Source organism: Mycobacterium paraffinicum (assembly GCF_001907675.1).
Classification (GTDB): Bacteria; Actinomycetota; Actinomycetes; order Mycobacteriales; family Mycobacteriaceae; genus Mycobacterium; species Mycobacterium paraffinicum_A.
In genome coordinates this window covers 231,908-247,115 of record NZ_MPNT01000003.1, presented here as the reverse complement: position 1 = coordinate 247,115, position 15,208 = coordinate 231,908, and the positions used below count along the sequence as shown (strand labels likewise).

The window sequence follows — 15,208 nt, the reverse complement described above, 5'->3', positions numbered from 1 at the left end:
CTGCTCCTATTCGCTGTCTTCGGCGTCGTATCCGGGATGGGCCACCGCCACCCGGCGGCGCACCAAGGTGCGCAGGCAGGCGGTGACCTCGCGGGCCCGGCCGTCCATCTCGCCTGCCCGGATCGCGGTGGCCAGCTCCTCCTCGTCGGCGAAACCCAGGTCGGCCAGCGCTGCGCGGGATTCGGCCTCGCTCTCGTCGAGCAGTTCGCGCTCCACGATGCGCAACGCGTTCGCGGCCACCCGGGCGTGGAAGTTCACCTGCCCGCTGGTGGCCGCCCTGACGTCGGTCTCGAGGAATTCGGCCACCGCGGCCACCAGCTCGGCGGCGAGTGGGCGGCCATACGCGCCGATCATCAGAGGTCCCCCGATTGCCTGGCTTCTCCTCGCGCCGCTCCGCGGCGCGCATCGTCGCCCGGCGCCCCTTCGAGCAGGTCGAGCAGGTCCCACTCGGTCTCGCACACCCGGCGGCCGATCGTGGCCAGCTCCACCGAGCGGAACTGGCCGCTCAGGTGCCGCTCCGCCTGGTAGCGGCAGATGACACCCCAGCGCAGCGTGGCCAGCACCAGCCACCAGTGAAACGCCACCCGGTCGACGCTAGTCGCGCTCGCCTGCTCGTAGTCCCGCAGGAAGCTCTCGATGCTGCCGAGGCCGCCGGCGCCGCGGCTGGCCGGGGCGCCGAAGCGCCAGGCCCGGATGCAGAACCAGGCCAGGTCGTCGTAGGGGTCGCCGCGGTGCACCAGCTCCCAGTCGAGGACCGCGGCCAGGTGGGCACCGTCGACGATGAGGTTGCCCATCCGGTAATCCCCGTGCACCAGCACGTCGGCCGATGCCTCCGGCCGGCGCGCCTCGAGCCAGCGAAACGCCCATTCGAAGGTTGCCGTGGTGTCACCCATCGCGTCGAGCCGCTCGCGCCAGCGCGCGAGCGGATCCTCGCGGGACAGACCGGCGATGGCCGGGTCGGCGCGGTGGATGGCCGCCAGGGCCTGCGCGCATTGCCGCAGCAGCCCCGCGCGGGCCGGCTGCCCGCCCGCCTGGTCGAGTTGGCGCTGGATGCGCCGGACGATCGTCTCGCCCGCGATCTCGTCGCAGATCAGGAACGGATTGCCCAGGGTGGCGGGCGAATCGTCGGCGATGAGGACGTGGGGCACCGGCGCGCCGGCGGCAGCGGCGGCGGCCTGGGCGCGCGCCTCCAGCTCCATGCCGGCGTGCACGTCGTCGGGCGCGCCCGTGCGCAGGATCAAGGCGTGGCGTCGCTCGCCGGCGACGGCGCTGAACGCCCACGTCGCGCGGCTGGCGCCCCCGGTCAGCCCGCGCAGGTGCTCGACGGTGACTTCGGCGCCGAGGACCGGCGCCAGCGCCGCTGCGATCTGGGTGGCCAGTTCCTCGGTCGACGTCACTTGCCAAACTTAAACAGCCGCTGAGCCACCCGGCGAATCTGGATCTCCTCGGCTCCCTCGGTGATCCGGTAGCGACGGTGGTGGCGATAGATGTGCTCGAACGGCTCGTGCCGGCTGTAGCCCAGGCCCCCGAAGATCTGCATCGCCCGGTCGGCGGCGTCGCAGACCAGTCGGTTGGCGCGGTAGTTGGCCATCGACACCTTGTCCGAGACCTCCATGTGGTGGTCCCGGTCCAGATGCCACGCGGCGTACTGAACCAGCAGCCGCACCATCTGGGCTTCGGTCTGCAATTCGGCCAGCGGCCATTGCACGGCCTGGTTGACCGACAGCGGTTTGCCGAACACGGTCCGCGTGCCGGCGTATTCGGCGGCGCGGTCGATGCAGTATTGCGCCGCGCCCAGGCTGCTCGCCGCCTGCCGAATCCTGTTCTCGTGTAGGAACGTTTGCGCGACTTCCAGGCCGCGGTCCACCTCGCCGAGCACCGCGTCGGCGGGCACCCGGACGTCGGTCAGCGCCACCTCGCCGTGATCGGTCGGCATGTTGAACGTCCACCAGTAGTAGGGCACGTCGAACCCGGGCGCGTCCGTCGGCACCAGGAACGCGGTGATCCCCCGCGCCTGGCCGGGCTCACCGGAGGTGCGGGCGAAGATCAGGTCGTGCGTCGCGCGATGGACGCCGGTGTTGAACCGCTTGGAGCCGTTGATGATCCAGCCGTCACCGTCGGCCTGCGCGCGCGTCTCCAACCAGGTGGCGTCCGACCCGTGCTGCGGCTCGGTCAGCCCGAACGCCATGGAACGTTCGCCGGTGATCAGGGCCTCGGACCAGAGCCGCCGTTGTTCGTCGGTGCCGAAGCGCTCCATCATGATCACCTGCGGGAAGTTCCCGACGATCGACGATTCGTTCTGCAGATCGTTGTGCAGGCCAAGGCCCTTGTGCGCCAGATGCTCCCGGATCACCGCCATGTCGACGTTGCTGCCGTCGCGGCCGCCCAGGGCGGACGGTAGCCCGTAGCGCAGCCAGCCCGCCTTGTCGGCTCGCCTGCGCATCTCGGCGAGCAGGTCCTCCCATTCGCGCGTCGGGATGCCGTCGTTGTCCCAGTCGGTGCGGGCGTGTTCGCGGCGCTTGTCGAAATACTGGATGTGTTCGCGCTCCAGCGGTTTGATCTCGACCTCGATGAACTCGTCCATCTCGGCGAGCAGACCCGGAAGGTGGTCGGGCAGTGTGAAATCCACAGTGTTCTCCTACGTCTCCTTGCCGGCGCCGTACAGAGTCTTCTTCCAGATCGTCGACAGGGTGCCGATGGCGTCCTCATCGCTGATCTTGATGCCCAGGTTGGAGGGGCCGACGAAGACGGTGGTGAAGTTCTCGAAGAGCAGGGCGATGGCGGCCGCGGTGTGTTGCGGGTCGAGCTCGGACCCGTAGCCCTGTTCCTGGGCGCGGCGGACCGAGGCGGCGACGATGTCCATGCCGAAGCGGCGAAACTCGTTCTGGACGTTGGCGAAGCGTCGCTGCGTGGCGGCCAGCTGCGCGACGGCGATCATGATGCCGATGTTCTGCTTGAACATGTTCCAGTACCCGGTGACCACCGAGGTGAAGAACGCGTCGTCGTCGGGCGATTCGGGTAGCTCGACGCTCAACCCGGACGGCGTCACGACGTCGTGCAGGAACGACTCGGCCAGGGCGGCGAGCAGGTCCTCCTTGTCGGCGAAATACCGGTAGAACACCGCGGGCGACTTGCCCGCCGCCGAGGTGATATCGGCCAGCGTGGTGCCGTGAAAGCCGCGTTCGGCGAACAGCTTCCGGGCGGCCTGCTCGATGGCCTGCCTGGTTTGGCGGCCCTTGGCGGTCAGCGCGTCGGGGGCGGGCATCAGGTCCGGATCCGGTCGCCGGCGCGCAGCAGCGCGCTCGGCAGGTCGTGGCCCACAACCGATTTGGCGACGTCGGCCGCGGCGATGGCGGCCTGCAGGTCGACGTCCACGCCGATGCCGCTGTCGGCCAGCAGGTACACCAGGTCCTCGGTGGCGATGTTTCCGGTGGCGCCCGGCGCGAACGGGCAGCCGCCCAGCCCGCCCACCGAGGCGTCCAGCCTCCGCACCCCGGCGCTGACGGCGGCGTACGCGCTGGCCAGCCCGGAACCGCGGGTGTTGTGGAAATGGCCGCCCAGCGGCAGGTCGCCGATCACCGGACGCAGCCGCTCGACCAGCGAAGTCACGCGCCCGGGGGTGGTGGTGCCGATCGTGTCGGCGATCGACAGGCGGTCGGCGCCCCGCTCCCGCGCGGCCGTGGCGATCTCGAGCACGCGTTCGGGCGGGGTGGGGCCCTCGAACGGCGAGTCCCACGCGGTGGCGATGACGACCTCGACGGTGACGCCGGCGCCGTGCGCGATGGCGACGATCTCGTCGATCGCCTCGGTGGCCTGCGCGCTGGTGCGGCCGACGTTGGCCTTGCTGAACGTGTCGTCGGCGGCCACCACGTACTCGATCGAGCGCAGGCCCGCGGCCACGGCCCGCTTCGCCCCGTTGGGACTGGCCACCAGCGCGGAGAACTCGATGTCGGGGTAGTCGTGCAGGTGGGCGGCGAGCTCGGCGGCATCGGCCATCGACGGCACCTTCGTCGGCGAGACGAACGCCGTGACCTCGACCTCGCGGACGCCGGTCGCGGCGATCGCGGCCAGCAGTTCCAGCTTGGCCGACAACGGGATCGGCGCTTCGATCTGCAGGCCGTCGCGCAGCGCCACCTCCCGGATGGCCACCTGTGTCATAGCACCTCCTCGGCGCGCAGCTCCGCGAGTTCGTCTGCGGTCCTGCCCAGCAGCCCGGCGTAGACGTCGTCGTTGTGCTGGCCCGGCCGCGCGGGCCCGGCGGTGCGCACCCGACCCGGGGATTCGGAGAGCACCGGCACGACGCCCGGCCCGAGAACGTTGCGCCCGACCCTCTCATCGAAGTGTTCGACCAGCATGCCGCGAGCGCGCAGCTGCGGGTCGTTGACCACCTCCGCGACCGTGTTGATCGGACCGGCGATCACCCCTGCGGCGGACAGGGTTTCGATGATGTCCCCGGGCTGGCGTTGCTCGGCCCACGCGCCGATGATCTCGTCGAGATCGTCCTGGTTGCGGCCGCGCGCCCCGTGCGTGGCGAACCGGTCGTCGGTGGCCAGCTCCGGGCGGCCCATCGCCTTGCACAGCCGGGCGAAGACAGTGTCCTGGTTGGCGGCGATCACCACCCACGAGCCGTCGGCGCTGCGGTAGATGTTGGACGGCGCGATGCCGTCGAGCCGGGTGCCCGACGGTCCGCGCACGACGCCGCCGACGTCGTAGTCGGGGATGGTGGATTCCTGTACCGCCAAACAGGATTCGGTCAGCGCGACGTCCACCACCTGGCCGCGCCCGGTGACGCCGCGGCGGTACAGCGCGGCCAGCGCGCCCTGCGCGCCGAACATGCCGGCCAGGGTGTCGCCCAGCGAGAGCGCGAGCCGGGGCGGCGGCCCGCCCGGGAAGCCGTTCAGGTGGCGCAGCCCGCTGGCGGCCTCGGCCACCGAGGCGTAGCCGGCCTTGTGCGCGTCGGGCCCCGTCTGCCCGTATCCCGACACCCGGACCAGGATGATGCCCGGGTTGCGGGCGCTGAGCACGTCGTAACCCAGGTCCCATTTCTCCAGCGTCCCCGGGCGGAAGTTCTCCACGACGATGTCGGACTTCGCGACCAGGTCACAGAACAGCTCGCGGCCGCGGGGCTTGCGCAGGTCGAGGGTGATGGCTCTCTTGTTGCGCGCGTGCACCGTCCAGAACACGTGCTCCCCGTCGACCTCGGCCTGCCCCCAGGTGCGCAGCGGATCCGGGGCGCCGGGGGGTTCCACCTTGATCACGTCGGCGCCCATGTCGCCCAGCAGCCGGCCGGCGAACGGGCCCGCGATCAGCGTGCCCAGCTCGAGCACCCGCACGCCGTCCAGCGGCCCGGTGGGTGTCACTGCGCCCCCGCGAAGTCGTGCCGGACCAGCCAGTCGGTGACGACCTCGACGGCCGCGCGCAGCTTGTCGCGCTGGTCGGGTCCCGCGTAATAGTGTGTGGCGCCGGGGATTTCGTGCATCTCCTTGTCATCGTGCCCGATCGCGTTGAAGAGCCGTCGGGTGTGGCTGGGTGTGCAGGCGTCGTCCGCCAGATTACCGATGACCAGCGCCGGGACCGCGATGTCGGGTCCACAGGCCACCCCGTCGCCGCGGGCGTCGTCGTAGCTCCACTGCGAAAGCCAGCCGCGCAATGTGGAGTAGCGGGCCAACCCGACCGGGCTCATGTTCACCACTTGAGGATCCCCCAGGTAGCAGGTTCCCGGGGTGCGTTCGTTGGGATCGACGGTCGGGTCCAGCCAGCGCGGATCGGCCATGGTGCCGTGCACGACGAAGCAGAACTCGTCTTGCGCGCGGCCGGCCGCCTTCAGCTCGGCGAGCTTGTCCTTGACCCACGCGGTGATGCGCCGGTTGCGCATCACCTGTGCGTCGCGGTACCGGGCCAGGAATTCTTGGCTGTAGGGCGGCTGATTCGGGTTGTCGGGGTTGTACAGGTCCAGCTCGGGATCGCGTTTGGTGGGGTCGGATTCGTCGAGGATCGACGCGTCGAGCCATTCGGTCAGCGTGCCGTGCCGGCTGATGTGCGCGGCCAGCAGCATGATGCCGTCGGCGGCCGGCAGGTCGAGAGCCGTCAGGTCGGGGCCGTCGCCCGACGGGCTCGCCGTGATCGTCGGGCGCTGGGCCTGCTGTTGGTAGAACATCGACAGCGAGCCGCCCCCGCTCCACCCGGCAAGCACCACCTTGGAATAGCCCAGCCGCTTCTTGGCGTCCTTGATGCACTCGCCGAGGTCCTCGACCACCTTCTCCATCAGCAGCGCCGAGTCGGTGCCGCGGAACCTACTGTTGCAGTAGATGACGTGGTGGCCGGCCCGGGCCAGCGCATTGATCATCGGCAAGTAGGCGCCGCCACCGATCGGGTGCATGAACACCAGCACGGTGTCCGACGGCTTGTCTGTCGGCTTGAGCAGGTAGCTCTCCAGCACGGTGATCTCGGCCAGGCCGCCGTAGACGTCGCGGACGCCGGAATCGTTCTGGAAGGCAACGAGATAGGGGATTCGTTCGTATTGGTGTTTCATCAGTGCTGTCCTAGGTCGTGCGCCAGCACCTCGGCCGACGGGGTCAGGCGCCGGCGGGTGTCGACGGCGATCACTTGCCAATCGACGCTGGAGTACTCGTCGAACTTGCGGCGCGCCCGCTCCCGCGCCTTCTCCGGTGCGCCGTGGTGAACCCCTTGCGGCGCATGGGAAATCAAGCCCGGTGGCATCGGGATGCCGTAGAGCGAGCCGCCGTGGAAGAAGGCGATCTCGTCATAGTCGACGTTGCGGTGGTACCACGGCGTGCGCTCGGTGCCGGCCACGCCTTCGGCGGGCTTGGGCAGGAAGTTCATCACGTAGACGCCGGTGGCCTGCATGAAGAGGTGCACCGTCGGCGGCAGGTGCACGCTGTCGGAGGTGACCACGTTGTAGTCGTCGATGTTGAAGGCGAATGCGAAGTTGTCACCGCGCCACCCTTCGACGTCGAGCGGATTGTGTTGGTAGAACAGCGTTGTCGGGCCGCCCTCATGGATGAGCCGGACCTGGTATTCGTCGCGTCCGTCGTCCTCGATGGGGGCCGGGTCGGGGATGGTGGCCTGCGACGGGTCGAAGGGGAAGTGCCGGCCCAGCGGCCCGGGCGCCGGGACCCGGAACTCGTCGGTCGCCTCGACCATGAGCAGCGTCGTCTCCGCATCGGGCACCTGGCGCCAGGTGCACGCCTTCGGCAGGTAGAGCCAGTCGCCCCCGCGGTAGCGCAGCGGCCCGAACTCGGTTTCGACCAGACCGGCGCCCCGGTGTACGAAGCACAGCAGGTCGCCGTCGACATGGCGGGCGAAGAAGGGCATCGGTTCGTGCCGGCGGCTCAACAGGATTCGGCAGTCGGCGTTGCTGAACATCAGCAGGGGACCGCCATTGGCGTCGGTGGCGTCGGCGGGCTTGAGCTCGCCGGCCAGCACGTCGACGGGGCGCAGCGGACCGATCGACCGGTAGGCGGTGGGGTCGTGGCGGCGGTAGAGGTTCGCGGTGCGGCCGGTGAATCCGCCGCGGCCCAGCTCGTCGTCCTTCAGGCCGTCGAGGTCGGCGTGCAAGCGGCGCGGCGTCGTGCCTTTGCGCAAGTGGACGAAGGATTCCATGGCTGACCCCCAGGGGCTCGCTGGGCTAAAACTGAAAGTGACATTACTTTTTGTTTCCCGCCCGCACAAGGCCGCATCCGCGTGGCGACGAGACATACGCCGGCGCGTCGTCGCAACTGGTTATGTGTCGCGATCAAGCGGGGCCGCGCGGCCGTCCGTCAACCGCGGACGCGCACCACGACCTTGCCCTTGGCGGTGCGGTTCTCCAGGGACGCGACCGCGGCACCCGCCTCGTCCAGGGGGTAGACCTCCGGGGTGGGGGCGGCCAGCTCGCCCGAGCGGAGCAGCTTCTCGAGCCCGGCCCACTGTTCGGCCAGCGCGTTCGGATGCGTCGCCGTCCAGGCGCCCCAGCCCACGCCGACTACGTCGATGTTGTTGAGCAGCAACCGGTTCACCTTCACGGTCGGGATATCCCCACCGGTGAAGCCCACGACCAGCAGCCGCCCACCCGGGGCGAGCGAGCGTAGCGAATCGGTGAACCGGTCGCCGCCGACCGGGTCGAGCACCACGTCGACGCCGCGGCCGCCGGTGAGTTCCTTGACGGCGTCCTTGAACCCGTCGGCCAACACCACGTCGGTGGCCCCGGCGGCCGTCGCGACGTTCGCCTTCTCTTCCGTGCTGACCACCGCGATGCTGCGCGACGCCCCGAGCAGCGACGCCAGTCGCAGCGTCGACGTTCCGATGCCGCCGGCCGCGCCGTGCACCAGCACCGTCTCGCCCTGGGCCAGCCGGCCCCGCACCGTCAACGCGAAATACACCGTCAGGTCGTTGAACAGCAGCCCGGCGCCCGCCTCGAAGCTCACGTTGTCGGGGAGCTTGAACACCCGGTCGGGTTGCAGGATCGCGACCTCGGCCATGCCGCCGGACAGCATCGTCAGCCCGACGACCCGGTCCCCGGCCCGCACGTGCGCGCCGTCCGGCGCCGAGCGGACCACACCGGCGATTTCGGCGCCCAGCACGAACGGCGGCTCGGGGCGGTACTGATAGAGGCCCCGGGTGAGCAGCGCGTCGGGGAAGGCCGCGCCGGCGGCGTGCACCTCGACGACCACACCGTCACCCGACGGTTCGTCGATCTCCGCCACCTCGATCGCGTCCGGACCATCCAGCCGAGTCACCCGCGCAGCACGCATGGTCGGTCAGCCTACTGCCGACTCAAAATCCACCGGCGACCCGCACCACCGCCCGCCCGGTGAACTTGCCGGCGCGCACCTGGTCCAGCACGTCGACGGCGTCCTTGATGTCGACGTCGCTGGTGAGCACGTCGAGGTGACGCGGCCGCAACGAATCGCCCAGCAGCGCCCACAGTTTGCGGCGCCGGCCGATCGGCATCTGCACCGAGTCCATTCCCAGCAGGGCGACGCCGCGCAGGATGAACGGCATCACCGTGGTGCGCAACGCCGGACCGCCGGTCAGGCCGCTACAGGCCACCGCCCCGCCGTAGTCCACGGCGCTGAGCACGTCGGCCAGCGTCGCGCCGCCCACGCAATCCACCGCGGCCGCCCAGCGCGCCTTGGCCAACGGTCGCGGTTTGGCGTCGGGATCCTCGGGCAACCGGCCGATAACCTCAGCGGCGCCAAGCTCTTTCAGCAGCCCGGCCGCTCCCTGTTTCCCCGTCGAGGCCACCACCCGGTAGCCCGCGGCGGCCAACAGGTCCACGCTGACCGAACCCACGCCGCCGGAGGCCCCCGTGACGACCACCGAGCCGGCGCCCGGTTCGATGCCCCAGTCGATCAGCGCCTGCACGCTCATCGCGGCGGTGAAGCCGGCGGTCCCGATCGCCGCGCCCTCGTGCGGGCTGAGCGCGCCGAGGGCGACCACCTGGTCGGCCGGCAGCCGCGCGTATTCGGCGTAGCCGCCGTGGTGGCCGGTGCCGATCTGGTACCCGTGGGCCAGCACCTGCTCCCCGACGGCGAAGTCGGGTGACTCCGACTCGACGACCTCGCCGGTCAGGTCGATGCCGGGCACCACGGGGTAGCTGCGCACGACGCCGCCGCCCGGGGTCAGCGCCAGCGCGTCCTTGTAGTTGACGCTCGAATAGAGCACCCGGATCGTCACCTCACCGGGTGGGAGGTCGGAGGAGCTCAAAGACTCGACCGATGCGGTTATCCGGTCACCGTTTTCGCGGGCGACGAGCGCTTGAAACGTGTCCATGCTCCGACGCTAACCTCACCGTATGGATTCCTTTCCACTCGGTCGCTTTTCGGTTTCCCGGGTGGGCTTCGGCGCGATGCAGTTGCCGGGTCCAAACGTCTTCGGCCCGCCGCGGGACCGCGATGAGGCGCTCGCCGTGCTGCGCCGGGCGGTCGAACTCGGCGTCGACCACATCGACACCGCCCAGTTCTGCGGTCCCGACGTCGCCAACGAGCTCATCCGTGCTGCGCTGTATCCCTATCCGGACAACTTGGCACTGGTGAGCAAGGTGGGCGGACGGCGTGACGACCGCGGCGCCTGGTTGCCGGTCGACGAGACCCGCGAGCAACTGAACGCGGTCGCTAGGTAGTCACGCCGAACGCGCACTCAGGGCGAAGAAATCGCCGCCGAATTTCCGCCGTGGTTGCACGTTCGGCGCGGACCGGGGCCCTATTTGAGTTCGGCCGACGACAGGCCCAGCAAGCGGCGGGCGACCACCAACTGCTGGATCTGCTGAGTGCCCTCGAAGATGTCCAGGATTTTGGAGTCGCGCGCCCACTTCTCCAGCATCGATTGCTCGGAATAGCCGGCGGTGCCGGCCAATTCGACCGTCTTGAGGGTGACGTCGCTGGCCATCCGGCCGGCCTTGGCCTTGCTCATCGACGCCTCTTTGGAGTTGGGGATCTTGTTGTCGGCCTGCCACGCGGCGCGCAGCGCGAGCAGGTAGGCGGCCTCCCAATCGGCCTCCATCCGCAGGAACTCGGCCGCCGCGGCGCTCTGGGCGTGTGACGGCTTGTCGTAGGAGATCTCCACGCCGGCCTCGGTGAGGATCTTGCGGATTTCCTCCAGTGCCGCCCGGCCGACCCCGATGGCCATGGCGGCCACGATGGGCCGGGTGTTGTCGAAGGTCTCCATCACGCCGGAAAAGCCCTTGCCGACCTCGATTTCGGGATTACCGAGCAGGTTTTCCTTGGGGATGCGCGCGTTGTCGAACCGGATCACCGCGGTGTCGGAACCCTTGATGCCGAGCTTCTTTTCCAGCCGCTCGACCGTCACTCCGGGGTGCTCGCGCGGCACGATGAACGACTTGATCGCCGCCCGCCCCTGCGACTTGTCCAGGGTGGCCCACACCACGATGTGAGTGGCGCGGGAGCCGGCGGTGACGAAGATCTTCTCCCCGTTGATCACGTACTCGTCGCCGTCCAGCTTGGCCGTGGTCGACACCGCCGCCGAGTCGGAACCGAAGCCCGGTTCGGTGATGGCCATCGCCGCCCACACCTTGCCGAGGCGTTCCAGCTGTTCCTCGGTCGCGACCGCGGAGATGGCCGCGTTGCCCAGGCCCTGATAGGGGACCGACAACATCATCGCGACGTCGCCCCAGCAGGCCTCCAGGGTCTGCAGCAGCGCCGCCATGTTGGCGCCGTTGTGGTTTTGGTCCCTGTCCTTGTTCTTGTCGCCCAGGTTGTCGGCCCCGGCGAATTCGAGGGACTCCGAGGCGCCCGCGAACAGGTTGTACAGCGTGTCGAGTTCGACGGGGTAGGCGTGCTCCTTGAGGTCATATTTGCGGGCGATGGGCCGCATCAGCTCCGCGGCGCCCTGGTGGGTCTTGACGGCCACCGCCTGCAGCTTGCGGGGCAGTTCCAGATTGATTGCCATGATTGGACTTTCGGCTTGAGTTGAATGACGACTTAGATAACGACAACGCCCTCGGCCACGCCGATGGCCCGCAGGTCGCGGTACCAGCGTTCGACCGGGTGCTCTTTGGTGAAGCCGTGGCCGCCGAGCAGCTGCACGCCGTCCAGGCCGATCTGCATGCCCTTGTCGGCGCCCAACCGCTTGGCCAGCGCCGCCTCGCGGATGAAGGGCAGGCCCTGCTCGGCGCGGGCCGCGCCGCGCCAGGTGATCAGCCGGAGCCCGTCCAGCTCGATCGCGATGTTGGCGCACATGAACGCGACGGCCTGACGGTGGGCGATCGGCTCGCCGAAGGCTTCGCGCTCCTTGACGTAGGGCACCACGTAGTCGAGCACCGCGTGCGAGGTGCCGACCGCCAGCGCCGCCCAGCCCAGCCGGGACAGCGCGAGAGCTTCCGAATAGTCGTCGTCGGTCGCTTCGTCCTCACCGAGCCGCGCGCTCAGCGGCACCGAGACGCCGGAGAGTTCCAGCTGGCCCAGGGCCGCCGCGCGGATGCCCATGCTCGGATCCGCCTTGACGGCAAGGCCTTTCGTCGATGATTCGACGATGAACAGGGCCGGCTTGCCGTCCAGCTGCGCACCGACGATGAACAGCTCGGCGTCGGCCGCCGCCGGGACCAACGATTTCACGCCGTCGAGTCGGTAGCCGCTCGGCGTGCGCACCGCGGTCGTCTTGAGCCGGGTGGGGTCGAACAGCGGTTGGGGCTCGGCGATGGCGACGCAGGCCTGAGGAACGTTCTCGCCGGCGAACTCGTGCAGATAGGTGGACTGCTGGTCCGCGCTGCCCCAGTGCGTCAGCGCGGCGGCCACGCCCCCGGGGGCCAGGATCGGCAACGCGAGGCCCATGTCCCCGTACGCGAGCGCCTCGGCCACCAGCACGTTGGTCACGCTGGACCGGTGGGCGGCGATGCCGTCGAAGTCCTCGGGGATGTTGATCGCGGTGATGCCCAGCTCGGCAGCCTTGGCGATCAGGTCGGCCGGGTAGGTCGCCGCCTCGTCGGCGTCGGGTGCCGCGGGCCGCAACACCTCTTCGGCGAATTCGTTGAGGGTCTCGACGATCATCTGCTGGTCGTCGTCTGGCGTCAGGTCGAAGTAGTCCTTGCCGCTCGACTTCAACCGGGTCGGCCCGCCGCGCAGATTCTGCAGCTGCTTGAACTGACGGGAGGCGGCGGCCGCGGTGGAGAAGACGGTCTTCGTGCCGTACTGCAGGCCCCGGTTGACCGGATCACGCAGCCGGTATTTGTCCAGGAACTCCTGGCCCATCAGCGGGGTGAGCAGCGCGATGGCGATGTCGACGCCCGTGCGCTTGTGGTGTTGCAGCCCGACCGCGCTCTGCTGGTCTTTGCGTTTGCGACCGGAGCGGGCGGATTTGGAAGTTTTTGTTGAACCGGAACGAGTGTCGGTCATGTCGGCAGCCTGTAGCTAGTCGGGGCAGTGCGAACAAGGCTATCTTACTCCGGAGTAAGATCACAGAGAACACTTGTTAACTAATTCACAGACGTCCGGCGTCGAGGGCGCGAAGCACGAATTCGTGCAGTGGCCCGTTGGTCGCCACCGCGCTGCCGCGGTGGGGCCCCACGACGCCGTCCAGGCCGGTCATCGTTCCGCCCGCTTCGCGCACGAGGATGTCGAGGGCGGCGAGGTCCCACACCGACACCTCGGGTTCGGCGGCGATGTCGACGGCCCCCTCGGCGAGGAGGCAATAGGACCAGAAGTCACCGAAGGCACGCACCCGCCATACCGCGTCGGTGAGCCCGATGAAGCGGTCACGCAGTCCGCGCTCGGCCCAGCCGGACAGGCTGGAGAACGACAGGCTGGCCGAATCGAGCTGTGCCACAGAGGAAACCGATAGCGCCCGCGGCGGTGCGCCGTCGACCGTGACGAACGCGCCCAGGCCGCGAGCCGCCCACCACCGGCGCTGCAGCGCCGGCGCGCTCACGACGCCGACCACCGGCACACCGTCTTCGAGCAACGCGATCAAAGTGGCCCACACCGGCACGCCGCGCACGAAGTTCTTGGTGCCGTCGATCGGATCGATGATCCACTGCCGCCCGGTGAAAACGGCGGTGCCGCCGAACTCCTCGCCGAGAATGCTGTCCTGCGGCCGTTCCCGCCCGAGCACCTCGCGCAGCTCGGTTTCCACCGAGCGGTCGGCGTCGGTGACCGGGGTCAGATCGGGCTTGGTGTCGACGCGCAGGTCCAGCGCGCCGAAGCGGGCGGAGGTCAGCGCGTCCGCGCGGTCGGCCAGCGTGAGCGCCAGCGTCAGATCGTCCCGGCTCATGACGCAGTCCTATCACGGCCCTACGATGGCGGGGTGTGGGAATTCGGAGTCCTGATCCTGCTGCTGGCCGTCTTGGCGGTCGCTCTCGCTCAGCGGTTCCTCCCGCGCGGCCCGCGTGGTGACGCCGTGAACGGCACCCTGCTGGTGACCGGGGTGAGCCCGCGACCGGATGCCACCGGCGAGCAATTCGTCACCATCGCCGGGGTGATCAACGGGCCGACGGTCAGCGAGCACGCGGTGTATCAGCGCATGGCCGTCGACGTCGAGCACTGGCCGACCATGGGCCAGTTGTTTCCGGTGGTGTATTCGCCCAAGAATCCGGACAACTGGAAGTTCGCGCCGTCCGAGCCGCCTCCGGTTTAGCGTCCGTCATCCGGCCGCCGGCGGGCGGGCCATCACCGAGATGCGGACGCCGTAACGCGGTACGACGAGCGCGGCCCGCGAGACTCTGCCCCCAGGAATTCCGGGTACGCCGGGCACGCCGGATCCGGTTCTGGTCAGTGCCTCGACCGTCGGCAGGGCGGACGGGCCGCCGCCCGCAAGTCCCGCGACGGGGTTGCCGGTCGCGGCCGTCCAGCCCGCGGGCACCGACATCGCCCCGATTCTTCCGGCGCGGGCCAGGACTACGTGGACGTTCCGCCCAGCCGATCCGGCCCCGCTGAGCGCAGGCAGTGTGGGCGCCGCGGCAGGGGCCGCCGCGAGGCTGGGCAAGATTCCCAAGTTCTTGTCAGCCTGAATGATTCCGGCGGGAAACCCCTCCGTATTGAAGAGAGCCCTGAACGCGGTCTGGACACCCTGGATGGCGTCGAGGACCACAAAGGATCCCGCAGTCGGGCCCGGCGCTGCGGACGCCACCGCCTGGGATTCCGAGTTCGCGGCGCTTGCCGTGGCCTGTGCGACGGCGTCCTGCTGGGCCGCGATGCCGGCCCCGTTGGTGGCCGGCCGTGGGGGGTGGAAAAGCGAGAACTGTGTCGCGGCAGCCGAACTCGCCGAGTAGGTGTACATCGCGGACGCGTCCTGAGCCCAGTACTCGGCGTACTGCGCTTCGGCGGCCGCGATCGCGGCGGTGTTCTGGCCGAAGAAGTTTGTCGCGATCAGCAGCGCCAACTGGCTGCGGTTGGCGGCGATCGCCGGCGGGGGCACCGTCATGGCATGCGCCAGCTCGTAAGCCGCCGCGGCCACCCGAGCCTGCATCGCCGCCTGCCGTGCGCGCTCGGCGGTGGTATGCAACCACGCCACGTACGGCGCTGCGCTGGTCGCCATCGCCTGGGATGCCGGTCCGTGCCAGTGCAGTCCCGTCAGCGCCGACAGCACCGATTCGTAGACCGCGGCCGCGATGCCCAACTCCGCGGACAGCGAGTCCCATCCTCCCGCCGCAGCCAACAGTGGGCCGGACCCCGGCCCGGCATACATCCGGCCGGAGTTCAGCTCTGGCGGGAGAAGGCCGAAATCCATTGTCCTACAGCCCTATGAGCGCGTACAA

15 protein-coding genes and 1 pseudogene are annotated in these 15,208 nt (G+C 69.5%); 2 read left to right on the top strand and 14 right to left on the bottom strand.

The genetic code is table 11. The annotated features are described in order from the left end of the window. Positions 1-6: 6 nt before the first annotated feature. From BRW65_RS32155 to BRW65_RS05730, 10 genes are all read right to left on the bottom strand, one after another. Complete coding sequence (locus BRW65_RS32155; protein ID WP_244167997.1) at positions 7-354, bottom strand: DUF6285 domain-containing protein; 348 nt, start codon at positions 352-354, stop codon at positions 7-9. Beyond that, the gene (locus tag BRW65_RS05770) at positions 354-1,397 is read right to left on the bottom strand and encodes a phosphotransferase family protein (protein WP_244167996.1); all 1,044 of its coding nucleotides are present in this window, start codon (positions 1,395-1,397) and stop codon (positions 354-356) included. Before BRW65_RS05770 ends, BRW65_RS32155 begins: the two co-directional genes overlap by 1 nt. Continuing rightward, the gene (locus tag BRW65_RS05765; RefSeq protein ID WP_073872212.1) at positions 1,394-2,629 is read right to left on the bottom strand and encodes an acyl-CoA dehydrogenase family protein; all 1,236 of its coding nucleotides are present in this window, start codon (positions 2,627-2,629) and stop codon (positions 1,394-1,396) included. The genes BRW65_RS05770 and BRW65_RS05765 overlap by 4 nt, the downstream gene beginning before the upstream one ends. A gap of 9 nt (positions 2,630-2,638) precedes the next feature. Beyond that, complete coding sequence (locus tag BRW65_RS05760) at positions 2,639-3,265, bottom strand: TetR/AcrR family transcriptional regulator (RefSeq protein WP_084187723.1); 627 nt, start codon at positions 3,263-3,265, stop codon at positions 2,639-2,641. Further along, the gene (locus BRW65_RS05755; RefSeq protein ID WP_073872210.1) at positions 3,265-4,158 is read right to left on the bottom strand and encodes a hydroxymethylglutaryl-CoA lyase; all 894 of its coding nucleotides are present in this window, start codon (positions 4,156-4,158) and stop codon (positions 3,265-3,267) included. Before BRW65_RS05755 ends, BRW65_RS05760 begins: the two co-directional genes overlap by 1 nt. Beyond that, complete coding sequence (locus BRW65_RS05750; RefSeq protein ID WP_073872208.1) at positions 4,155-5,360, bottom strand: CaiB/BaiF CoA transferase family protein; 1,206 nt, start codon at positions 5,358-5,360, stop codon at positions 4,155-4,157. The genes BRW65_RS05755 and BRW65_RS05750 overlap by 4 nt, the downstream gene beginning before the upstream one ends. Continuing rightward, positions 5,357-6,532: an alpha/beta hydrolase gene (locus BRW65_RS05745; protein WP_073872206.1), complete on the bottom strand. Its 1,176-nt coding sequence runs from the start codon at positions 6,530-6,532 to the stop codon at positions 5,357-5,359. Before BRW65_RS05745 ends, BRW65_RS05750 begins: the two co-directional genes overlap by 4 nt. Further along, positions 6,532-7,623: a homogentisate 1,2-dioxygenase gene (locus BRW65_RS05740; protein ID WP_073872204.1), complete on the bottom strand. Its 1,092-nt coding sequence runs from the start codon at positions 7,621-7,623 to the stop codon at positions 6,532-6,534. Before BRW65_RS05740 ends, BRW65_RS05745 begins: the two co-directional genes overlap by 1 nt. Positions 7,624-7,781: 158 nt before the next feature. After that, a complete protein-coding gene (locus BRW65_RS05735) occupies positions 7,782-8,753 on the bottom strand; it encodes an NADPH:quinone oxidoreductase family protein (protein WP_073872202.1) in 972 nt (323 codons plus the stop codon). 22 nt (positions 8,754-8,775) lie between these two features. Beyond that, positions 8,776-9,774 (bottom strand): acryloyl-CoA reductase, encoded by a 999-nt coding sequence (locus BRW65_RS05730; protein WP_073872200.1) that lies wholly within the window; start codon positions 9,772-9,774, stop codon positions 8,776-8,778. Positions 9,775-9,796: 22 nt separating this feature from the next. Here BRW65_RS05730 and BRW65_RS05725 point away from each other — a divergent pair. Further along, positions 9,797-10,099: pseudogene (locus BRW65_RS05725) on the top strand (aldo/keto reductase); the annotation flags it as partial. Between the two features lie 104 nt (positions 10,100-10,203). On the opposite strand, the gene BRW65_RS05720 reads toward BRW65_RS05725, so the two are convergent. From BRW65_RS05720 to hisN, 3 genes are all read right to left on the bottom strand, one after another. Next, positions 10,204-11,409: an acyl-CoA dehydrogenase family protein gene (locus BRW65_RS05720; protein ID WP_073872198.1), complete on the bottom strand. Its 1,206-nt coding sequence runs from the start codon at positions 11,407-11,409 to the stop codon at positions 10,204-10,206. 32 nt (positions 11,410-11,441) lie between these two features. Continuing rightward, positions 11,442-12,851, bottom strand: a complete 1,410-nt coding sequence (locus tag BRW65_RS05715; RefSeq protein ID WP_073872196.1) for an acyl-CoA dehydrogenase family protein — start codon at positions 12,849-12,851, stop codon at positions 11,442-11,444. Positions 12,852-12,936: 85 nt separating this feature from the next. Continuing rightward, positions 12,937-13,725 (bottom strand): histidinol-phosphatase, encoded by a 789-nt coding sequence (gene hisN, locus BRW65_RS05710; RefSeq protein ID WP_073872194.1) that lies wholly within the window; start codon positions 13,723-13,725, stop codon positions 12,937-12,939. 33 nt (positions 13,726-13,758) lie between these two features. Here hisN and BRW65_RS05705 point away from each other — a divergent pair, with 33 nt between their 5' ends. After that, entirely contained in the window at positions 13,759-14,088 is a 330-nt protein-coding gene (locus BRW65_RS05705) for a hypothetical protein (RefSeq protein ID WP_073872192.1), read from the top strand. A 6-nt stretch (positions 14,089-14,094) separates the two neighbouring features. Here the strand turns inward: BRW65_RS05705 and BRW65_RS05700 are convergent, their stop codons facing one another. Next, positions 14,095-15,180, bottom strand: coding sequence for a PPE family protein (locus tag BRW65_RS05700; RefSeq protein ID WP_073872190.1), 1,086 nt, complete (start codon positions 15,178-15,180; stop codon positions 14,095-14,097). Positions 15,181-15,208 lie beyond the last annotated feature (28 nt).